Consider the following 20,734-nt stretch of genomic DNA (forward strand, 5'->3'; position numbering starts at 1 on the left):
GATTCTAGTGGTCGGGCTCCAGCGATTTCCGCAGGGTGCGAGCCGACGCCGGACGGTCCGTCCGAATGCCCAGGGTTGGCGTCACACCGCGCGCGTCGTGTGAGACTTGCCGGGTGAGTCAGCTCGGCGAATTCCTGAGGGCAAAGCGTGCGTCGATCGCGCCGGAACAGGTCGGCCTCGCGCCGGTCGGCAATCCGCGCCGGGTGTCCGGGCTGCGCCGCGAGGAGGTTGCCCAGCTGGCCGCGATGAGCGTCGATCAGTACACCCGGCTGGAGTTGGGCAGGGTGACCCGCGTCTCGGACGACGTGCTCTGCGGCATCGCGCGGGCGCTGCTGCTGAGCGAGGACGAACAGGCGTACCTGCGGCTGCTCATGCTGCCGCACAACAGGATTGCCGGGGATTCGGACATAAAGAAAGGCGGAGTCTTCGGTGGATGAGGGACACCGAAGACTCCGCCTACACCTGAAAGCTTACCGTCCCAACTGGAAGGGAAAGCGAATCCATAAGCAATTCTCAGCTTCTGGCATTTTCTACCCTGGATCTCCGGATTATCCGGTCGAAACGGGCGTCTGGGCGGCGGCTGATCGGTCACAATTCGACCATGTCCGTATTGTCCGTTCTTGCCAGATCGACCGTAACTGCGGAGTCTTGAAGGTGTGAACGCATCCGCTGGTCCGGTTCAGGGAAATCTCAGTGAAAAAGCAGGGTTTTCCCCGTTGCCGGAGCAGCGGCCGCTGGGGACCCTGGAAGAGGTGAACCCCCAGCTCGCCCTCTTGCCGCCGCCGGACCCCGAGTCGCTGTTGCCCTTCCTCGCGCCGGATGCCGTGCACGATCTGCGCGGGCGGGCGATCGACGAGTTGCAGTATCCGCCGATGACGGCGCTGGTGGTGGCGGGGATACCGGGCGCGGGGAAAAGCACTGTGCTGCGCCGATTCTTCGGTGCGACCACCGAATCCGAGGATCCGTCGCGCGGGCCGGAGGGGTCGGTGGTGCTCGATTCGCTGCAAGCGCGGAATCGGTTGCGGCACCGGCTCGGCTGGCTGCCGTATTCCCTGTGGCGGCCGGTGGTGCACGTGGCGCATTTCGCGGGAATCCGTGCGGCGCTGCGCGATACGGACGGACCCGTGGTGATTCACGACTGCGCCACGACCGGATGGGCGCGCCGGATCATCTCCCTGTGGGCCGCCGGATACGGCAGGGAGCTGCACGTGATCCTGCTCGACGTCCCGACTGCCGTGGCCCGCGCCGGCCAGCATGCGCGCGGGCGGCGATCCAATCGAATGACCTTCGTGCTGCACTGCTTTCGCTGGCGTCGGCTGATGGAGCGGTTACGCGCCGGTGGCGGGCTGCGGCCCGCCCCGGAGTCGCTGGTGATCGTCGATCGGATCAATATCAACAAGATGCGCCGGGTCACCTTCGCCGCGTAGCGAATTCAGGGAACCAATACCGTCAGCGCACCGGGCACGGCACGGATGGTGATCGGCAGCGTGCCCGCCGGTTCGCCGTCCGCGGTCGCGGGGGCACCGGGTGCGGTCAGGGTGATCTCCGCGGCCCGGTACTGCTTGACCTCCGGATGGTTCTGCCGTTTGCCCGCGGACAGCGCAGGCAGCAGTCGCAGCATCTCCAGCCTGGACAGCGCACCGACCACGGTGAGGTCGAGCAGGCCGTCGTCCAGCACCGCGTCCGGGCAGATCAGCATGCCGCCGCCGTAGGTGCGGGTATTGCCGACCGCGACCATCACCGCGTTCAACGCCAGCTCGGAGCCGGCGCCAGGGTTCGTGAGTCCGTCGGTGACCGCACCGGTCAGCTCGACCCGGTAGGGCACGGTGAGCCGGCTGGAGATCTCGGCCAGCGCGGCGACGGTGTACCGCAGCCGTCCCCTGGGCCAGCGCATGGCGTTGGCGCGCAACGTGACCCGGGCATCGAACCCGGTACCGGTGACGGTGACGAACCACATCGGCGCCGATTCCGGTGCGGCGGACTCGATCCGACCGAGGTCGATGGTCTGGGTTCGCCCGTCGACGACGATATCGGCGGCGGCGACCGGATCCTCGGTCGGCACACCGAGTTCCCGGGCGAGGTCGTTGCCGGTGCCCGCGGGGACCAGGCCGAGCGGCACTCCGGTGCGCGCGACGGCATCGAGAGTCACGTTGATCAGCCCGTCACCCCCGATGCACACGACCGCATCGGAGTTGCCCTGCTCGATCGAATCCCGCACCAGCCGAACCGTTTCGGCGGCCGACGGCGCCTGCACCTCGGCGACCTCGATCCCGCGTTCGCGCAACCGCGCCAGCGCCGCGACCGCGGCGTCCTGCCCTGCACCGAGGCCCGCGTGCCGATTGGTCACCACGGTGACCGCACGCACGGCGCGGGTTGAATACTGCGTCACGGAACCAGCTTTCCAGGATTGAGAATGCCCGCGGGGTCCAATTCGGCTTTCACCGCGCGCAATACCCGCACCCCGAGCTCGCCGATCTCGGCGGGCAGCCACGGGCGGTGGTCGGTGCCGACCGCGTGGTGGTGGGTGATGGTGCCGCCGCCTGCCACGATCGCGTCGCCCACGGCCTGCTTCGCCGTGTGCCACTGGGCGATCGGATCGTCGAGCTGCTTGGCGACGATGGTGAAGTACAGCGACGCGCCGGTCGGGTAGGTGTGCGAGATGTGGCACATGACCAGCGGCGGGGTGCCCTGTCCGGCGAGCGAATCGGTCAGCGCCGCGGTCACCTTCGCCTTGAGGCCGGCGAGGTTGGCCCAGGTGGTCGCGGTCTCCAGCGTTTCGCAGAGCACGCCGACGTCCAGCAGGGCGTCGCGCATGTACGGCGCGCCGAATCGCCCGTGCTCCCACTCCTCGGCCGGGGTTTCGCCGAGCGCGGTGCCGCCCGCCGCGGCGAGCAGCGCGCCCGCTTCCGCGCTACGCGCCGCGACATGCGCCTCGGTGCCTTCGAAGGTGGTGATGGCGAGGCAGCCGGAGACCGGGTTACCGCCGATATCACCGGCGCGAGCCAGGTTGATCCCGGTCTCGGCCTCATCCGATAGCCGGAGCACCGTGGGTGCCGCACCGGCCTGCACAACCGAACGCAGGGCCGCCGCACCGGTTTCGAAGTCGGGGAACGACCATCCCTGGTAGGCAATCGTTTCCGGCACCGGATGCACACGCACGGTCACCTCGGTGATCACACCGAGAGCGCCTTCCGAGCCGACGAACAGCTCACGCAGATCCGGTCCCGCCGCGGAGGCGGGCGGACGGCCCAGCTCCAATGTGCCGGTGGGAGTGGCGATCTTGAGTCGCTGCACCATGTCGTCGAACCGCCCGTAACCCGCCGACGCCTGCCCGGACGACCGGGTGGCGGCGAACCCGCCGATGGTGGCGAACTCGAAGCTCTGCGGGAAGTGCCCGAGCGAAAGCCCTTGCGCGCGAAGCAGTTCTTCCGCACGCGGTCCGGTGAGCCCGGCACCGAGGGTGACCATGCCGCTGATCGGGTCGACCTCCGACACCCCGTCCAGCCTGCGCAGGTCCACCGCGATCACGGCGTCGAAGCGACCGCGCACCGGATCGACGCCGCCGACCACGCTGGTGCCGCCGCCGAACGGCACCACCGCGACGGCGTGCTCGGCGCAATACGCCAGCACGGCGAGTACCTGCCGATGATCGGCGGGGAAGACGATCGCGTCCGGTGCGTCCTGCGGCCCGTCGGCTCGGCGACGCAGCAGGTCGGGGGTGCTCTTGCCGCCCGCGTGCCGCAGTCGATCGCGGTGGTCGGCCGAGACGTTGTCCGCGCCGACCACCTCGACCAACCCATCGCGTCGGTCAGGTGTGAGCGCCGATTCGCGGAGTGGCACTTCGCCCTCATCGCGGCGCGCCACCGGGTCGCCGGACACTCCGAACACCTGCGTCAGGAGGCCCCGGATCTGTGCCGACAGCGGCTTGTGTCCGGCCGGAATGCCCCAGGCATCCCAGACCATACTCGCCGCGGTCCCGGTTACGCCCGGGTTTTCCGCCGGAGCCGATTCCTCGCCGGTGTGCTTCTGCGTCTCGACCATGCGTTACAGTTTGACATAGAATGTCAAGCAGTAACGAACTCGACCTCCCGAAGGTGACGCTGTGACCGCTCCAGACGGACCCGCCGACGACGCGCTCTCCGCCATCGATCTGGCGATCTTCGCCGCGGCCCGCCGCTGCGTGGAGGAGTTCGGCGTGCGCCGCACCACGCTCACCGAGGTGGCCCGCCGGGCCGGCGTCAGCAGGCCGACCGTCTACCGGCGCTGGCCGGACACCGGCGCACTGGTCGCCGAGCTGCTGGTGCGCGAGCTGCGCGCGATCGTCGCCGAGACCATGCCCACCGCGGGCCCCGGCCGCACCCGGCTGGTCGACGGCATCGTCGCGGGCGCGGTCAAGATCCGCTCGAATCCGTTGTTCGGCAAGATCTTCCGCACCGACACCGACCTGATGCTCACCTACGTCTTCGGCCGTCTCGGCCGCAATCAGCGCGCGCTGATCGAGCTGTTCGCCGCGGGCATCCGCGCGGGTCAGCAGGACGGCTCCATCCGCGACGGCGACCCGGAACAGCTGGCCACCATGCTCCTGCTGATCGCGCAGTCCGCGGTCCAGTCGGCGGGCACGGTCGCCCCGCTGCTGACCGGGGCCGACCTCGACACCGAGCTGGCCAACGCGCTCGACGGCTATCTCGTGCCGGACCAGCGAAAGGTGCTGTGACGATGGCTTATTCGACAGATCTCGGAAAGGTGACGCGATGACCGCAGTGTCCAGGGGAGATTCCGCGCTCAACGCGGAGCGCCGCACCCGCGAGCTGGGCCGGCTCGGCGACGAGGGCGAGATCGACGTGCTGGTGATCGGCGGCGGCGTCACCGGCGTCGGCGCCGCCCTCGACGCGGCGGCGCGCGGGCTGCGGACCGTGCTGGTGGAGCGGCACGATCTGGCGTTCGGGACCAGCCGCTGGAGTTCCAAGCTGGTGCACGGCGGACTGCGGTATCTGGCCAGCGGTCAGGTCGGCATCGCCCACGAAAGTGCGGTGGAGCGAGGCATTCTCATTCGGACCACCGCACCGCATCTCGTGCGCCCGCTGCCGCAACTGGTGCCATTGCTGCCGGGCATCGGGGCCGCGCAGAGCGCGCTCGTGCGGGTGGGTTTCCTGGCGGGGGACGCGCTGCGCCGCGGTGCGGGCACGCCGGCCGCGATCCTGCCGCGTTCCCGCCGGGTCGCCGCCGCCGAGGCGCTGCGGCTCGCGCCGACCGTGCGCCGCAACGGATTACGCGGCGGTCTCCAATCGTGGGACGGGCAGCTCGTCGATGACGCCCGCCTGGTGGTCGCGGTGGCACGCACCGCGGCTGCGGCAGGCGCGACCGTCCTCACCCGCGTGGAAGCCCTTGGCGTCACCGGCAATTCAGCCGAGCTGCGCGACACCCTGACCGGCGAGACCATGACTGTCCGCGCACGCGCCGTCGTCAATGCCACCGGTGTGTGGGCCGACGAGGTGGATCCCAGCATCGAGCTACGTCCGAGTCGCGGCACTCACCTGGTGTTCTCCGCCGAGTCATTCGGCGGCCTCACCGCCTCGCTGACCGTCCCGGTGCCTGGTAGCACCAGTCGTTTCGTCTTCGCTTTCCCCGCCGCGCACGGCCGCGTGTACCTCGGCCTGACCGACGAGGACGCCCCCGGCCCCGTCCCGGACGAGCCGAAGCCCACCGAATCGGAGATCGACTTCCTGCTCGACACGATCAACACCGCATTGCGCGAACCGTTGACCCGCAAGGACATTCGCGGCAGCTACGCGGGTCTGCGTCCGCTACTCAAGACCGCGGACGACAGCACCGCCGACATCTCCCGCAAACACGCCGTGCTGCACTCCCCCACCGGGGTCATCACCATCGTCGGCGGCAAGCTCACCACCTACCGGCAGATGGCCGAGGACGTCGTCGATGCCGCCGTCGCCCGTGCCGGACTCACCGCGGGCGCCTGCCGCACCAAGCGACTCCCCTTGGTTGGCGCGGTTTCCGGCGCCGCCCGCGACCGCATCGATGCCCCGCCGGTCCTGATCGACCGCTACGGGAGCGAGGCGGCCGCCATTCTGGCTGCCGCCCACGACAATCCGGCCCTGGCTCAGCAGGTTGCTCCCGGAATCGACGTCACCGCCGCGGAATTCCAGTTCGCGGTCACGCACGAGGCCGCGCTCGACGCCGACGATCTCCTCGATCGCCGCACCCGCATCGGCCTGATCGCCGAGGACCGCACGGCCGCCACCCCCGCCGCAATGGCCGCCTTGGCGCCCGCGACCTAGGTTTCCGAGACGGTCCCGTCGAAGGACCACGAGTCGAGATCGGCGCTCATGGAGGCACGCGGCCAGTCGTCCAAGCCGTGGGCCGCCTCCGCCGCGCGGATCGCGTGCAGGCCGGGCGTCTGCTCCTCGTCGGTCAGGTAGCGGAAACCGAGGCGCTCGTAGTATGGGCCGTTCCAGGCGACGTCGATGAAGGTGGTGAGGGTAATCGCCTGCATCCCATGGTCTTTCGCCCAGAAGACGGCGTGGTCGATCAGGCGCTTACCGATGCGCTTCCCCCGGTAGCCGGGCAGCACCGACACCTGGTCGATATGGGCGTCACCGTCCACAACGCCGAGGATCAGGTAGCCGATCGGATGGTCGCCGTCGTCGGCCCACACCCAGGCACGTCCCGCGCGCTGGAATTCCCGTAGCGTTTCCAGCGAGGGTGGCTCGTCCTCCGCAACGGCCGTCATGCCGATATCGGCGAACGGTTTACCCGCCGCGATTTCGATCTCCTGGAGGGCTGGCAAGTCGACCTCGGTCGCCGGGCGGATCACGGACACCCCTCGCATCTTAGAGTTCAGGTGACCGGCGTGGCGAGAATGCCGCCGATAAGCACTCGCAGCGCCCATTTTCCGCGGGCGTCGCCCTCGCCCGCGAGCAGCGGTCCCTGCATCGCGGTGATCATCGGATAGCGGTCCGGCGGCAGCTCGGCGAAGTGCCGGGCGACCTCGGCGAGGTGTTCGACCTGCGACGAATCCTTGGTGTTGTAGGCGCTCTGTTCGGCGGCCGCGGCGGTGATATGCAGGTAGATCAGGTCGACCGACCATGCGTTGGTCAGGTCGTCCAGGCCGCCCTCGGCGAACAGCGCCAGCATCCGTTCGAACAGCAGCAGCGCGTTCGCCCCGGTGGGAATCGAGCCGAGGGCGACCAGGGCCAGTCCCTCGTGCTTGCTCATCACTGTGACGGTCGTCTCGACCAGGTCGACCAGCCGCTCGCGCCAGGTGTCGCCGGTCGGTTCGGCGATCGTGCCGAGCACGTGATCGAGCATCGCGGCCATCAGGTCGTCGCGGTTGGCGACGTAGACGTAGAGCGAGGCCGCGCCGGTATCCAGCTCTTGGGCGACGCGACGCATGGTCAGCGCGGCCAGGCCGTCCTCGTCGAGGATGCGCAGGCCGGTTTCGATGATTACGTCCCGGCTCAGCGGGGCCTTCGCCGGGCGAGCGCGGCGACTGACGGGTGCGTTCATAGGGTCGAGCATACGCGCTCAACGAACACTGTTTGACACGAACGTCGTTCGTCTCGTATCGTTTTCTCAAACGAACACCGTTCGTAACGATCGAAGTTCGATCGCTTGCTCTTCACCTTGAAGGAGGTGCCCATGACCACCATCACGCACCCCACCACCGCACAACCCCAAGTCACCGGCCGGATGTGGGCGATACTCGCCGTCATCCTCGCGGCCGACATCCTCGACCTGCTCGACTCGACGATCACCAATATCGCCGCCCCCACCATCGCCGCAGACCTGCTCGGCGGCCAGTCGCTGATCCAGTGGCTCGGCGCGAGTTACGCCCTCGCCCTCGGCGTCCTCCTGGTCGTCGGCGGCCGGCTCGGCGACCGCTTCGGCAAGCGCCGCCTGTTCCTGATCGGCCTGGCCGGCTTCACCGTCGCCTCGGTCGCCTGCGGCCTGGCCGTCGATCCGACCTCGATCATCGCCGCCCGGCTGGTCCAAGGCGCGTTCGGTGCGCTGCTGATCCCGCAGGGTTTCGGCATCCTCACCGCCGTCTTTCCCCGCGCACAGCTCGGCAAGGCGTTCAGCGTGTTCGGTCCCACGATGGGGCTGTCCGCGGTCGGCGGCCCGATCCTGGCCGGCTTCCTGATCGACGCCGATCTGTTCGGATTCGGTTGGCGCGCCATGTTTTTGATCAACATCGTGCTCGGCGGCGCCGCGTTCGCCGCCGCCTACCGCCTGCTGCCCGCCGATACCGGTGACCGCACCGTCTCGATCGACGGACTCGGCGCCGCGCTGCTCGGCGCAGGCATGTTCGGTGCGCTGTTCGGGCTGATCGACGGCTCGGCCAACGGCTGGACCGGCGCACCCTTCGCCTATTTCGCCGCCGGACTGGTCTGCTTCGGCCTGTTCGCCCGTCGCCAGCTCACCGCCGCGAACCCGCTGATCCGGCCGACACTGTTCAAGAACCGGGGCTTCACCTCGGGGCTGCTGCTCGGTCTGGTGTTCTTCGCCGCGGTCTCCGGGCTGCTCTACGTGCTGTCACTGTTCCTGCAAACCGGACTCGGCTACACCCCGACCGGTGCCGCGATCGGCCTCGCGCCCTTGGCCGCCGGCATCGTGATCTCCTCGATCGCGGCGCATCAATTCATCGCTCGGCTCGGTCGCAACCTCATCCTGATCGGCCTGCTGATCACTCTGGCCGGCACCGGACTGCTGCTCGTGCTCGCGCTGACCGCCGGGACGAGCGTCGCCGCGTGGGCGATCGCCGTGCCGATCCTGATCCTCGGTCTCGGCCTGGGCACCTGCTTCGGCACCATCTATCAGGTCACCATCGGCGACATCGAGCAGGACGAAACCGGTAGTGCCAGTGGATCTCTCACCGCCGTGCAGCAACTCGCCAATGCCGTCGGCGCGGCCGCCGTCACCACCGTGTACTTCCACGCCGCCGGCTCCGGTCAGGTCCACGCGCTGACCGTCAGCCTGGTTCTGGTCGCCGCCATCACCCTTGCCAGCTGTGGCCTGGTCCGGTTGCTCCCGCGCAACGCGCCCGCCGAGCACTGACGGCTTCGCGCGATTCACGACGAACTCGCCGCGCACCTTTCATGATCAAATCGCCAACTCGCCAAGGACTTCTCATGATCCTCATCACCGGAGGCCGCGGCGCGGTCGCCACCCAGCTGCTGAGCCTGCTGCACGCCGACGGCCGCGCCGTCCGGGTCGGCTCCGGCCGGCCCGACAAGCTTCAACTGCCCGCCGAAGTCGCCGGTGTCGCTTGCGATCTCACCGACCCGAGCACCTTCCCCGCCGCCCTCGCCGGCGTCAGCTCCGTGTTCCTCTACGCGGAAGCTGCCGCTATCGGCGAATTCGTCTCCGCCGCAACCGAAGCCGGGGTCGAGCACATCGTGCTGCTGTCCTCGTCCTCGGTGCTCGATCCCGACGCCGACGCCAACCCCGTCGCCAAATCGCACCTCGACGCCGAACGCGGCCTCGCCGACGCCCCGATGACCGTCAGCGTGCTGCGTCCCGGCGCGTTCGCCGGCAACGCCCGCAGCTGGGCCTGGTCGATCAAGGCCGGCACCCCGATCAACCTCCCCTACCCGAACGCCTACGTCGACCCGATCCATGAAATCGACGTCGCCACAGCCGCATACGCGCTGCTGACCAAGCCGGAACACCGCGGCGAGACGCACAATCTGACCGGACCCGAAACGCTCACCTTCACCGAGCAGATCGACCTCGTCGCCGACATCACCGGCCGCGCCATCGCCGTCGAGCAGGTCACGCCCGAAGCCTGGAAGGAGCAGATGGCCGACTACATGCCCGCCAAGTACGCCGACGGCCTGCTCGATTACTGGCGCCGGACCGACGGTGTCCCCAACCAGCTCACCGACACGGTCAGCATCCTCACCGGGCGCGCTCCCCGCACGTTCGCCAGTTGGGTCGAGGAGAACGCTGCGGAGTTCACCGGCTGAGTCTGGGCATCCGTGCCGAAAAACGAGCAACCCGCGCACCGTTTCTCTCGGCCGTACCCCCTTCATCGGGAGTGCGGCTGACGGAAGCGGTGGGCGGTCGTTGTGTCGTTGTACAGCGGCTCACAGTCGGAGTGCGACGCGGCACGATGTGGCCGAAGGCGGGACCGTCGGAGCTTTCCGGTCGACTCAACGGATCGAATCCCAAGTACCGGCCGGAGTCACGCGCGCAGGGCGAGGCCAACTTCGGACTACGAGAGGCAGCTGCGGCGACCGAGCACGGTTGCGCTCAGCCGACACTCAGCTTTGCGACGCGCGGATATAACAGCTGAACCGGGTGTCGGGCGAGACGGTCGCCACACTTGTCGCACCAGGCGAATTGGACGAACCACCAGGCCGTCGGCATTTACGCGCGACCGGCACCGCGCCCGGCAAACCACCAGAATCCCAGCGGCGCTGACGAATTCAGCAGCCGTTCGATACTTCCATCTGGACACGACTACACATCCCGGCAAGCGCCCACCATCGCCGCAACCGCCGATCCGCTCGACGTGCAACGCTCTATGCTGGCTTCGAATGTCGGTAGTGCGCCGGGAAGGAGGGCGCGGGTGCGCAGCAAATCGTCCACTGTCGGTATCGCGCAAGGTCATGGCCTGGTCGCGCGCTTCGGCGGCGTCGTCGTGTATCTGGCGGGGGAAACCGCCGCCACGGATCGAATCCTCGGGGCCATCGAGGCGGTCGCGGATGCCGAGCATCCCGGCGCGGCGCTCGCCCAGCGGCTGGCGGCCGTGGTTTTCGGCGGCGCCTCCGAGACGCCGCCGTTCGGCGTGGTGGCGCCGGCCGACGACGGCACGCTGATCCTGCTGCGCGGTCCGGTCTTCGCCGAGATCAACGGCGCGGAGGGCACCCGTAGGCTCGACGGTGCGCGCGCGTTCACCTGGGTCGACGAGATCGTGCGCGAACCGCTGCGCCGGATCACCGTCGGCACGGACACCGGAACGCCGCTGAAAGCGTTGCCGCGCACCGATCTGCGCGCGGGTGTGGTTCCCGGCGGCGGTTTCGTGCTCAACGTGGCGCTGCGCCGTGTGGGTAAGACGGCCAAGGGTTCTTCGACGCCCCGCCCGTCGGCACCCACGTCGACAACCGAACCGGCGCCGACCGCCGCCGCCGGATTCGCCGCGACCCCCGAACCGACCGGCGCCGACGAGGCCGTCGATTCGCCGACCTCGGTGGCCTCGGCCGTGTCCGATGCGTCGACCTCGGCCAAGTCGTCGACCGCCCGCGCATCGGCCGCGGCCCGTCCCGCGCCGGGCTCGTCCGCGCCGTCTGCGACGCGCTCCAGCGCGACTGCGTCGTCGTCCACCACGCTTCATCCGAAGGAATCGGCGCGACCACGCGCGAGACCGCGCCCGCCGATCGGCAACCGTCCCGCGGCCGACCGCCAGCTCGCCTGGTCCCAAACGCATCTGCCCGAACCCGTTGCGCTGCACAGGACCTCGGCCGACCGCGCCCGACTCGTACGTCCGGTCGCCGAGAAAGACCAAGCCGTCGGCACCTTGATCCTCGAAAACGGCACGGCGTTCCCGCTGGACCGCCCCTACGTCATCGGCCGCGGCCCGCAAGCCGACGACGCCGTCCGCTCGGCCACCGCCGAACCCATCGTGATCCAGCGCGACCGCCACGTCTCCCGCGTGCACGCCTACGTCTCGGTCGACCGCGGCAAGGTCTTCGTCCGCGACGCCACCGCCACCTCCGGCACCTTCATCGCCCCACCCGGCGCCGACGAGTGGACCCGAATCGGCACCTCCCCCACTGAGCTGCCGCCCGGCTGGAGCGTCCGCATCAGCGAACGCGTAATCACCTACCGCTGCCCCGACGGGCCCGAGTCCTGACCCACCCGCCGTCGATGCTCAGCGGCGGCGACGCTCAGCGGCGGCGACGCTCAGCGGCGGCGACGAGCGCGGCGGCGACGAGCGCGGCGAAGGTAGCGGTACCGCTTGCCGATTCGACGCGCACCGACAGACGCGGCCGATCCCGCTGCGGCGGCGAGGACCGCGGACCCTGCGGTCGTAAGCACCATCGGCGGGTGACCGAACAAGATCCACACAGCGCCGACAAGAGCCACAGAGAAGAGCGCGGCACTGATCGTCAGACCGAAGCTGTTGGCGAATCCACCACGGCCCCTGCGTAACCGGCGCATGTTCGACTCGAGATAAGCCAGAGAGAACAAAGCGAGAAGCACGACGCCCACCGCCGTTGCGGTCATCGTCGGCCGCTGGACAGTGTGGAATTCGACTCGCTCGGTGCCGATTTCGCTGCCATTCCGCAACAGCACGAGCTCCCCGGTGAGCGTCCCCGCCATCACGTACCGATTGACCGACGGCGGAAGCATGGCACTTTGCTCGCCCGGCACAAAGGGAACAGTCTCGCCTCCGAGCGGAACGCCGAGCACCGTAACCTTCAGCGAAGCAGCATCCGCCTCGATCCCATTGACGCGCAACGGAATAGGCTTCGTCAGATCGATCTCGACCGGCGTCGTCACCGGATCGACCCCACCTAGACTGACCGATCCGGCCGCCAGATCACCACCGATCGTCGCCTCACCCAACCCCAATACGGCAAGCACCACTCCCGCCACCGCGAGGACCACAGCCACGGCAAACGGAACCCTGGCCGACTCGAAACCGACAACCTGCTGAATCGGCACCAGGTCCCGCCGATCAATCTCGACCAGCCGCGCCCCACCCTCCGGCATCACCTGCAAAGGCCGCACCCGAGTCACCGGCCCCCGAACCGGTCGCGCACCCTGCCCACGAGGCCGCGGCCCAGCGGGCGGCCGAGTCCCGGCCGGAGGAGGACCACCAACTGGCCGAGCCCCTGCCATCGGTCGCGGCGGCAAGCCAGCAGACCGCGACCCAGCCGGGTACCACGGCACCGTCGCCGGAGCATCTCCCGACGAAGGCGGCGGCCCGGTCCTCGACCACTGTGTAGTCGGCGGAGCAACCCCGGCCGGCTTATCCGTCGAGGTCGCAGATCCCCCTGGCGGCGGGTTTCCCGACGGAGACGGCGGGCCCGGTGATCCGCCAGTCTCGACTGATCCCGGCGGGACACCTTGTTCCGGCGACATACCCGGCGTCCTGGACCTCGGCACACTCCCGCGGTCCGACAGCTCACCTGATGCCGAGGGCGGAATTATCGCCTGGTCCTCCAGCGACTCACCCAGCCCCATAATCCCGGGCGGACTCCCCGGGCTCGATGGCCCACTCGATACGGAGGGCGGAATCGCCGTTCTCCCAGGCGGACTCCCTGGGCCGGGTGACTCACCCGCTGCCGACGGCGGAACTGCCGCCCCGCCCTCGAGCAATCCGCCCGGCCTCCTAGACCCGTGCGTCCTTTCCCCACTGGGCGACTCACCTGACACGGATGGCGAGGTTGCCGTCTCGTCCTCCATCGATCCGCCCGGAGAGACTCTCGGGTCTGTCGCCCCGCCGGACGTCACCAGCCCAAACGGTGGCGGAGTTCGGTAGCGGTCGGGCGGATTATTTCCGCTGGGGGACAACGATGTTCCGTCCGAATCGGGCGGCGGAACCCCGTGGTGCGGTCTGGGTGTCGCGCGTGGTGGACCGGCGTGCGGCTCCGGCATCACGGGTGTACCTCGACGCGGCCCAGGCGTCACGGGCGGCGTTCGCGGGTAATCGCGGCTCGGTGGGCGCGCGCCGCCGGTCGCGGCGGCGATGATCGTGTCGGCACCGAATACTGGAATGCCAAGGGGGGTAAGCCAATCCTCGCCCCAGCAGTAGGCGGCGGGCTGAGCCAGGGCGATGCCGAAGGATTCGGCGGTGTCGAATCGTTGGGCGGGGTCGGTTGCCAGGCCGCGCATCACTACGGCGGCAATGGGTTCCGGGATGCCTGGTGCGACCTCGCTGAGTGGGGTCGGCTCGTCGAAGGCGTGGGCGAACAGCATTGCCAACGGTCCGTCCCCCGGCGGGAACGGCAGCACTCCCGAGAGCAGTTGATACAGCATCGTCGACAGCGCGTACACGTCGGTCGCGGGTGAAAGTTGTTGCCCGCGCGCTTGCTCCGGCGCTATGTAGGACGGCGTGCCGATGATGTCGCCCGCCTTGGTCACCAGGGTCTCGTCGCCGCCGACGATCTTGGCGATCCCGAAGTCGGTGAGCTTGATCGCCCCGCCCGCCGCGAACATCAGATTCGCCGGTTTCACGTCGCGGTGCAGCACCCGATGCCGGTGTGCGGCCGTCAATCCCGCGGCACAGGACAGGGCGATCGCGACGGCGGTCGCGGAATCGTAACCCTGCGTGGCGAATCGCTCGCCGACCGTGCCGCCCGGCAGGTATTCCATCACCAGCAGACACAGCTCGCCGTGCTCCAGATAGTCGAAAACCCGTACCACATGCGGATGATCGATGGCCGCGAGCACCCGCGCCTCGGCGACGAACCGGCGGCGAACCTGATCGTCGTGCACGAACTGCGGCGGAATCTGCTTGATCGCCACCGGCCGGCCCAGCCGGCGATGCGTCCCCGAGAGCACCACCCCGCACCCGCCGCGGCCGAGCTCGGCGCCGATGTCGTACGCGGGCAAGGCCTCCCGCACCATTTCGTCCTGCTCGGTCACGACTTCGGCCCTTCGGCCGGGAAGCGGTACGTGGTGTCCTCGTCAACCTCGTCCGCGGCGTCGTCGAGTTCGTCGTCCTCGTCCGGTTCCGGTGTCGGCGACGCGTAGCCGAGCAGAAACGCCACGGCCGCAGTGACTCCCGCGAACGCCAGCCACAGACCGGTGTCCGGCACCCACCACCGCGCCACCGACGCGGTGAACGCGAACACCAGCCCGATCCCGAGCCCCGGCGCGAGCAGCCGCACCCCGCGCTGCCACCGATTCGCCGAAAGCCGATGCCGCGCAATGGCCACCGCCGCGTCCGCGAAGCCGAGCGCGGTCAGCACCGCCAGCGCGATCCCGAACAACCCGTAGACCGACCACAGCGACCCACGCACATCGGTGATCACCGGAATCTTCGCCACCGCCGTATCGCCGGCACCGTAGACCGCCAGCTCACCGCCGATGAACCCGGTCGCCTGCCCGTCCAGTCCGCGCAACTCCAGCCGATAGCGCAGCGAATCGGATTTGCCTGGCGCAATGGTCAATTCGACGGCGGTGGAATAGGAGAAGTAGCTCAGGCCGAGCACCCGTCCGGCGAGATCGACGTGCCGGATCTCCAACGGCTCACTCGTGTTGTTGGTCAGCTCGATGGCCACCCGGACCGTGCTGTCCGGCTCGAGCCGCAACGGCTTGTCCGCCGTCGTTCCCGCGATGTCGTGCCCGTCGAAGTTCGCGGACATGTCGACCTGGTCGGGTCGCGCATCCGCCTGCGCCGCCGGCCAGGCCAGCACGATCAGCAACAGCACCGGCCAGACCGCACGCCGAATGCCCGGGGAACCACTCTTCATTCGCCCCTCCGCGCGGGTAGCTGCGAAACGAGGCGATTGCCGTAGTACCACCCGCCGAGCAGGAGAAAGAACAGGATCACGGTCAGCGTCGAGGTGCCCGACCCGATGCTGCCGACCAGCACCACGTCCAGCGGCGCGACCAGCGTGCGCCCGCATTTCGCCGTCACCTGATGCCGGCCGACATCCACCGCGCCGGTGCTCAGCGGCACCTCGAACGCCCCGTCCGCCCCGGCGACCGTCTTACCGACGGCGACATTCTCGATCGAGACGTCGACGGGCGACTGCGGATCGCACCCGTGTCCGCTGGCGGTGACGCCCGCACCCGGGCCCACCGCGGACGGCGTGAGATCCATTGCGGCAGGCGGTGTTCGAGGCGGCGGAGGCGGCAGGACCGCCGGAGTGGGCGGCACGGCCGCAGGGGTCCGGACCGGATTCCGCGGTGGCGCGACAACAACCGGCGGCCGGATCACCGGCGGTGGCAGCGGCACTGCTTCTTCCGGCGGCGGCGGGACCACTTCGGACGTCGGAGTCTCGGATGGCGTCGACGTGGCCGGCGGAGTGGTCACCGGCGGGGTCGTCGTAGGTGGAGTCGTGACGGGCGGCGTCGTGATCGGCGGAGTCGTGGCATCCGGCGTTTTCGGCTCGGTCGACGGCGGCACACTCGGACAGGTCGGCCCGTCCGGCACACCGCAGGGCGGCTGCCGTCGAGGCGGCACCCCGTCATGCGTCCCGCTCTCGTCCTGCGGCGGGGGTGGCGGCGGTTGCGCTCCGGACGGCGGCAACGGACTCGTGGGCTGCCGCGCGACCAGCCGACCGTCGACGAAATGCGTTCCCGCAGGTCCATCCCGCGAAAGTAGTGATGGTGGTGGTCCCGGCGCGGGCACGATCGACATCGGCCCAGCGCGGATCCCACCACCATCGGGTGTCATCGCCGGCGACGCCGAACCAGTCGACTGCCAGACAAGCTCGGCCCCAGCACGAGCTTGTCTGCCGTTCAGCCCACTACTCGGTGTCGACCCTCGCGGCTCCACCACTACGGGAGTCGGTTCCCCCGACCCCGGATCCCCGACCGCAGCAACCCCCGGAAAACCAAGCAGCGCAACGCCGTACAGAATTCCGGTAGCTCCGATGAGCACTCGGCCCGCGCGCCTGTTCCCCACCTGCCGACGCCCTGCGCCGGCACGCGCAGCAACTGGTGCCAGCGTCCCCATCGGCCATGCTCTCGCTAGGCGTACCGCCGCCGTCGCTCCGACCCTGCCCGGTTCGACGGCGGACTCTGTACGACCGCGCCTACGTGCGTGCGATCCCTAGCATCGTAATGCCGTGCGCGCCAACGCGGAGCCAACTCCGGCGAGCCCGCCCGGCCGACGTGGCCCGGCGTCCGGCGCGATCTGGGGACGCGCACCATGCCGCACGCGGTTTAGGGTCAGCGCGTGTTCCGCACCCGTACCGCCCTGAGTGCATACCATCGAAGTAGCTGGTCCCCTGCCCGACTCAGACAGCGCGAAGAGGACAATACGAACTATGCACCGTAATGGGCCGACCGAGGACATCGATGAGTCCGCGCTGAGCGTGACCGCACCGAAAGAGCAGGCCGCGGGTGTCACCGCGGTCGCGGTGTCGCTGAAACGCGCGGTCGACGAGATGGGCGTGATCCGCACCGCCCGTACCCTCGCTCGAGTCAATCAGGTGCACGGCTTCGACTGCCCCGGCTGTGCCTGGCCGGAGCCGACCGGTCATCGCCGTCCGGCGGAGTTCTGTGAGAACGGTGCGAAGGCGGTCGCCGAGGAGGCGACGGTGCGCACGGTCACGCCGGAGTTCTTCGCCGCCCATTCGCTCGACGACCTGGCGGACAAGTCGGGCTATTGGCTCGGCCAGCAGGGCCGGCTGACCCATCCGATGGTGCTGCGCCCCGGCGACACCCATTACTCCCCCATCGCCTGGGACGACGCCTACCGGCTGATCGCGGATCACCTGGGCGACTTGGTATCTCCGGACGAGGCAGTCTTCTACACCTCCGGCCGCACCAGCAACGAGACCGCGTTCCTCTATCAGACGCTGGTCCGCAGTTTCGGCACGAATAATCTGCCGGACTGTTCGAACATGTGTCACGAGTCCTCGGGCGCCGCGCTGGTCAGTTCCATCGGCATCGGCAAGGGCTCGGTCTCGATCGACGACTTCGCCGCCGCCGACCTGATCATCGTCGCGGGCCAGAACCCGGGCACCAATCATCCGCGCATGCTCAGCGCGCTGGCCGGCGCGAAAACCAAGGGCGCCAAGATCATCGCGATCAACCCGCTGCCGGAGACCGGCCTGCTCGGCTTCCGCGATCCGCAGACGGTCAAGGGGTTCACCACCGGGGTGTCGATCGCCGACCACTTCTTGCAGATCCGGCTCGGCGGCGACATGGCGCTGTTCCAGGCGCTCGGCCGGCTGCTGTTCGAGGCCGAGGACCGCGCGCCGGGCACGGTGGTGGATAGGGAGTTCGTCGACGCGCACTGCGCCGGCTTCGCCGAGTACGAAAAGCAGGTCCGCGCAGTCGATTTCGACACCGTGCTGGCCGCGACCGGCCTGAGCAAGGCCGAACTCGACCGCACCGCACAGCAATTGGCCGAATCGAAGAACATCATCATCTGCTGGGCCATGGGCCTCACCCAGCAGGCGCACGGCGTCGCCACCATCGAGGAGGCGACGAACCTGCTGCTGCTGCGCGGCATAATCGGCAAGCCGGGCGCGGGCGTGTGCCCGGTGCGCGGGCATTCGAACGTGCAGGGCGACCGCACCATGGGCATCTGGGAGAAGATGCCGGACGCGTTCCTCGACGCGCTGGACCGGGAATTCGGCATCACCAGCCCGCGCAAGCACGGCTTCGACACGGTCGACGCCATCCGTGCCATGCGCGACGGGCGCGCGTCGGTCTTCTTCGGGATGGGCGGCAACTTCGTCTCGGCCACCCCGGACACCGCGGTGACCGAGGCCGCGTTGCGCACCTGCGCGCTGACGGTGCAGGTCTCCACCAAACTCAACCGCAGCCACGTGGTGCACGGCCGGACCGCGCTGATCCTGCCCACCCTCGGGCGCACCGATCAGGATCTGCGCGACGGCACGAAACAGCAGGTTTCGGTGGAGGATTCGATGTCCATGGTGCACCTGTCCACCGGCAGGCTGAAGCCGGTGAGCCAGCACCTGCGCAGCGAGGTCGCCATCGTCTGCGATCTCGCGCTCACCCTGTTCGGCGCGGATCATCCGGTCCCGTGGGCGCGCTTCCGGGGCGACTACGACACCATCCGCGACGCCATCTCCCGCGTGGTGCCCGGCTGCGCCGACTACAACACGAGGGTGCGCGCCCGCAACGGGTTCGTCCTACCGCACCCGCCCCGGGACAGCCGCGAATTCCGTACCAGCACCGGCAAAGCCAACTTCGCGGTGAACGAATTGAGCTGGACCCCGGTGCCCGAGGGCAGGCTGATCCTGCAGACGCTGCGCAGCCACGACCAGTACAACACCACCATCTACGGCCTCGACGACCGCTACCGCGGCGTGCACGGCGGCCGCAAGGTGGTGCTGGTGCACCCCGACGACATCACCGCGCTCGGCTTCGCCGAAGACGATCTGGTGGACGTGATCTCGGAGTGGACCGACGGAACCGAGCGCAGCGTCAAGGGTTTCCGGCTCATCGCCTACCCGACCCCGCGCGGCAACGCGGCGGCCTACTACCCGGAGACGAATCCCCTTGTCCCGCTGGATCATGTCGCCGCAAGGTCGAACACCCCGGTCTCCAAGTCGGTGACCATCAGACTCGAACGGGCCGCCCATGAGTAGAGTCACCGCCCGCCGCAGAATGCGCCGGATCTCGCCGACGGGTGAGATCCAACGCCCCGACACCCTCGCCGTCGAGGAGCCGCTGGAGATCCGGATCGGCGGCGAATCGCTCGCCATCACCATGCGCACCCCTGGCAACGACGTCGACCTGGTGCACGGATTCCTGTTGAGCGAGGGCATGATCGGCGTCGCCGAGGAGATCATGGCCGCCCGCTACTGCGCGGGCACCGACGACGACGGCCGCCAGACCTACAACGTCCTCGATCTCACGTTGCGCCACCCGGTGCCGATGCGGCCCAAGAACTTCCTGACCACCGGCGCGTGCGGCCTGTGCGGCAAGACGGCGCTCGACGAGGTCCGCACCCTGTCCCGGTATCCGATCGCCGAGGGCGGGGCGGTGGTGGACACGCAGGTGCTCTCCGGCATGACGGACACGTTGCGCGGCAAGCAATTCCTCTTCGAGGCGACCGGCGGCCTGCACGCGGCGGGCCTGTTCACCACCGACGGCACGGTGCTCGCGGTGCGCGAGGACATCGGCAGGCACAACGCGGTGGACAAGGTGATCGGCTGGGCGCTGCGGCAGAACCTGGTTCCGGCAAGGGATCTGGTGCTCATCGTCAGCGGGCGCGCCTCCTTCGAACTGGTGCAGAAGGCGACGATGGCGGGCATCCCGATGCTCGGGGCGGTCTCGGCGCCCAGCTCGCTCGCGGTCGATCTCGCGGCCGAGAGCGGACTCACCCTCGCCGCGTTCCTGCGCGGCGGCACCATGAACGTCTACACCCACCCGGATCGCATCGTCGTCACCCCGAACGACACATCGATGCTGGCCTGATCGCGCTTGCCCGGACCGGTCGGCCGATTTACCGTGACAGCACGTGATCGGAGCGGTTCGGCGGGAACGGAGAGACCGATGCGGATCTCGGTGGAGGGCACGCCGGAGGGGTTACGCGTGCGGATGCGGTTCGAGCAGTACCGCCGCCGCCTGTTCAGCACTCGAATCGTCCTGGCGGTCTTGGCCGTTCAAGGTGCGGTCGTCGGGCTGTGGGCGACCATCGCGCCACACTCCTGGTACACCAGCTTTCCCGGCTTCGGCATGCACTGGATCGCGGCCGACGGCCCGTACAACCATCATCTGGCCGGCGATGTCGGCGCGTTCTTCCTGGCGCTCACCGCGGTGACCATCGCGGCCCTGGTCCTCAATTCCACCGCGGCGGCGCGCATGGCGGGCATCGGCTGGCTGGTTTTCAGCGTGCCGCATTTCGTCTACCACGCTTTCCATCGGCCGATGGAGATGAGCGGGGTAAGTTTCGCCGTCAGCCTCATTGCCGCGGCGTTGCTGATCACCCTCGGTCTCGCCGGTGTGCTGCTGCCGCCCCGCGGCGACATCCCGCTGTCGGACCCGGCACCGGTCAACGTCAAGTTCCCGCGCCGCCGCCGTTGAGCCCCGACGACGACAACGCCCCACAGCC

At 69.1% G+C, this 20,734-nt stretch carries 17 protein-coding genes and 1 pseudogene; 10 read left to right on the top strand and 8 right to left on the bottom strand.

Annotation, left to right across the window (positions count from 1 at the left end; genetic code table 11):
• Positions 1-113 precede the first annotated feature (113 nt).
• Together F3087_RS17815 and F3087_RS17820 are read left to right on the top strand one after the other, a co-directional pair.
• Positions 114-437, top strand: coding sequence for a helix-turn-helix domain-containing protein (locus F3087_RS17815; RefSeq protein ID WP_223885155.1), 324 nt, complete (start codon positions 114-116; stop codon positions 435-437).
• Positions 438-716: 279 nt separating this feature from the next.
• Positions 717-1,427, top strand: a complete 711-nt coding sequence (locus tag F3087_RS17820) for an ATP-binding protein (RefSeq protein WP_223885156.1) — start codon at positions 717-719, stop codon at positions 1,425-1,427.
• 5 nt (positions 1,428-1,432) lie between these two features.
• Here the strand turns inward: F3087_RS17820 and F3087_RS17825 are convergent, their stop codons facing one another.
• Both F3087_RS17825 and F3087_RS17830 read right to left on the bottom strand, forming a co-directional pair.
• Positions 1,433-2,389 (bottom strand): diacylglycerol kinase, encoded by a 957-nt coding sequence (locus F3087_RS17825; RefSeq protein ID WP_150403104.1) that lies wholly within the window; start codon positions 2,387-2,389, stop codon positions 1,433-1,435.
• Positions 2,386-3,963, bottom strand: a complete 1,578-nt coding sequence (locus F3087_RS17830) for an FAD-binding oxidoreductase (protein ID WP_150403312.1) — start codon at positions 3,961-3,963, stop codon at positions 2,386-2,388. The genes F3087_RS17825 and F3087_RS17830 overlap by 4 nt, the downstream gene beginning before the upstream one ends.
• Before the next feature lie 139 nt (positions 3,964-4,102).
• On the opposite strand from F3087_RS17830, the gene F3087_RS17835 reads away from it, so the two are divergent.
• Both F3087_RS17835 and F3087_RS17840 read left to right on the top strand, forming a co-directional pair.
• Positions 4,103-4,714 (top strand): TetR/AcrR family transcriptional regulator, encoded by a 612-nt coding sequence (locus F3087_RS17835; RefSeq protein ID WP_150403105.1) that lies wholly within the window; start codon positions 4,103-4,105, stop codon positions 4,712-4,714.
• Between the two features lie 37 nt (positions 4,715-4,751).
• A complete protein-coding gene (locus F3087_RS17840) occupies positions 4,752-6,296 on the top strand; it encodes a glycerol-3-phosphate dehydrogenase/oxidase (protein WP_150403106.1) in 1,545 nt (514 codons plus the stop codon).
• Here the strand turns inward: F3087_RS17840 and F3087_RS17845 are convergent.
• On the bottom strand, positions 6,293-6,838 hold the full coding sequence (locus F3087_RS17845) for a GNAT family N-acetyltransferase (RefSeq protein ID WP_223885157.1): 546 nt from the start codon (positions 6,836-6,838) through the stop codon (positions 6,293-6,295). The genes F3087_RS17840 and F3087_RS17845 overlap by 4 nt on opposite strands.
• A gap of 17 nt (positions 6,839-6,855) precedes the next feature.
• A complete protein-coding gene (locus tag F3087_RS17850) occupies positions 6,856-7,524 on the bottom strand; it encodes a TetR/AcrR family transcriptional regulator (protein ID WP_150403107.1) in 669 nt (222 codons plus the stop codon).
• A 132-nt stretch (positions 7,525-7,656) separates the two neighbouring features.
• Here F3087_RS17850 and F3087_RS17855 point away from each other — a divergent pair, with 132 nt between their 5' ends.
• The 3 genes from F3087_RS17855 (at position 7,657) to F3087_RS17865 (ending at position 11,872) form a co-directional block, all read left to right on the top strand.
• Positions 7,657-9,072: a DHA2 family efflux MFS transporter permease subunit gene (locus tag F3087_RS17855; protein ID WP_150403108.1), complete on the top strand. Its 1,416-nt coding sequence runs from the start codon at positions 7,657-7,659 to the stop codon at positions 9,070-9,072.
• Between the two features lie 74 nt (positions 9,073-9,146).
• Positions 9,147-9,983, top strand: a complete 837-nt coding sequence (locus F3087_RS17860) for an SDR family oxidoreductase (protein WP_150403109.1) — start codon at positions 9,147-9,149, stop codon at positions 9,981-9,983.
• A 605-nt stretch (positions 9,984-10,588) separates the two neighbouring features.
• On the top strand, positions 10,589-11,872 hold the full coding sequence (locus F3087_RS17865; RefSeq protein ID WP_191094018.1) for an FHA domain-containing protein: 1,284 nt from the start codon (positions 10,589-10,591) through the stop codon (positions 11,870-11,872).
• Between the two features lie 50 nt (positions 11,873-11,922).
• On the opposite strand, the gene F3087_RS46595 is transcribed toward F3087_RS17865, so the two are convergent.
• The 4 genes and pseudogenes from F3087_RS46595 to F3087_RS17880 all read right to left on the bottom strand — a co-directional run bounded on the left by F3087_RS46595 (position 11,923) and on the right by F3087_RS17880 (position 15,796).
• Complete coding sequence (locus F3087_RS46595; RefSeq protein WP_223885194.1) at positions 11,923-12,744, bottom strand: hypothetical protein; 822 nt, start codon at positions 12,742-12,744, stop codon at positions 11,923-11,925.
• Positions 12,745-13,884: 1,140 nt separating this feature from the next.
• Positions 13,885-14,595 (bottom strand): annotated as a pseudogene (locus F3087_RS46600) (serine/threonine-protein kinase); the annotation flags it as partial.
• A gap of 14 nt (positions 14,596-14,609) precedes the next feature.
• A complete protein-coding gene (locus tag F3087_RS17875; RefSeq protein WP_150403111.1) occupies positions 14,610-15,443 on the bottom strand; it encodes a hypothetical protein in 834 nt (277 codons plus the stop codon).
• On the bottom strand, positions 15,440-15,796 hold the full coding sequence (locus tag F3087_RS17880; protein WP_150403112.1) for a hypothetical protein: 357 nt from the start codon (positions 15,794-15,796) through the stop codon (positions 15,440-15,442). The genes F3087_RS17875 and F3087_RS17880 overlap by 4 nt, the downstream gene beginning before the upstream one ends.
• A gap of 1,171 nt (positions 15,797-16,967) precedes the next feature.
• Here F3087_RS17880 and F3087_RS17885 point away from each other — a divergent pair.
• The 3 genes from F3087_RS17885 (at position 16,968) to F3087_RS17895 (ending at position 20,706) form a co-directional block, all read left to right on the top strand.
• Positions 16,968-19,265, top strand: a complete 2,298-nt coding sequence (locus tag F3087_RS17885; protein WP_150403113.1) for an FdhF/YdeP family oxidoreductase — start codon at positions 16,968-16,970, stop codon at positions 19,263-19,265.
• Positions 19,258-20,097, top strand: a complete 840-nt coding sequence (gene fdhD, locus F3087_RS17890; protein WP_150403114.1) for a formate dehydrogenase accessory sulfurtransferase FdhD — start codon at positions 19,258-19,260, stop codon at positions 20,095-20,097. Before F3087_RS17885 ends, fdhD begins: the two co-directional genes overlap by 8 nt.
• Positions 20,098-20,175: 78 nt before the next feature.
• The gene (locus F3087_RS17895) at positions 20,176-20,706 is read left to right on the top strand and encodes a hypothetical protein (RefSeq protein ID WP_150403115.1); all 531 of its coding nucleotides are present in this window, start codon (positions 20,176-20,178) and stop codon (positions 20,704-20,706) included.
• Positions 20,707-20,734: the final 28 nt, after the last annotated feature.

This window comes from Nocardia colli (assembly GCF_008704205.1).
GTDB lineage: Bacteria > Actinomycetota > Actinomycetes > Mycobacteriales > Mycobacteriaceae > Nocardia > Nocardia colli.

Coding starts and splice junctions, on each gene's coding strand:
- F3087_RS17885 (WP_150403113.1), top strand. CDS start 16,968: ATGCACCGTAATGGGCCGACCGAGGACATCGATGAGTCCGCGCTGAGC.
- F3087_RS17880 (WP_150403112.1), bottom strand. CDS start 15,796: ATGGATCTCACGCCGTCCGCGGTGGGCCCGGGTGCGGGCGTCACCGCC.
- F3087_RS17855 (WP_150403108.1), top strand. CDS start 7,657: ATGACCACCATCACGCACCCCACCACCGCACAACCCCAAGTCACCGGC.
- F3087_RS17840 (WP_150403106.1), top strand. CDS start 4,752: ATGACCGCAGTGTCCAGGGGAGATTCCGCGCTCAACGCGGAGCGCCGC.
- F3087_RS17830 (WP_150403312.1), bottom strand. CDS start 3,963: ATGGTCTGGGATGCCTGGGGCATTCCGGCCGGACACAAGCCGCTGTCG.
- F3087_RS17875 (WP_150403111.1), bottom strand. CDS start 15,443: ATGAAGAGTGGTTCCCCGGGCATTCGGCGTGCGGTCTGGCCGGTGCTG.
- F3087_RS17895 (WP_150403115.1), top strand. CDS start 20,176: ATGCGGATCTCGGTGGAGGGCACGCCGGAGGGGTTACGCGTGCGGATG.
- F3087_RS17860 (WP_150403109.1), top strand. CDS start 9,147: ATGATCCTCATCACCGGAGGCCGCGGCGCGGTCGCCACCCAGCTGCTG.
- fdhD (WP_150403114.1), top strand. CDS start 19,258: ATGAGTAGAGTCACCGCCCGCCGCAGAATGCGCCGGATCTCGCCGACG.
- F3087_RS17850 (WP_150403107.1), bottom strand. CDS start 7,524: ATGAACGCACCCGTCAGTCGCCGCGCTCGCCCGGCGAAGGCCCCGCTG.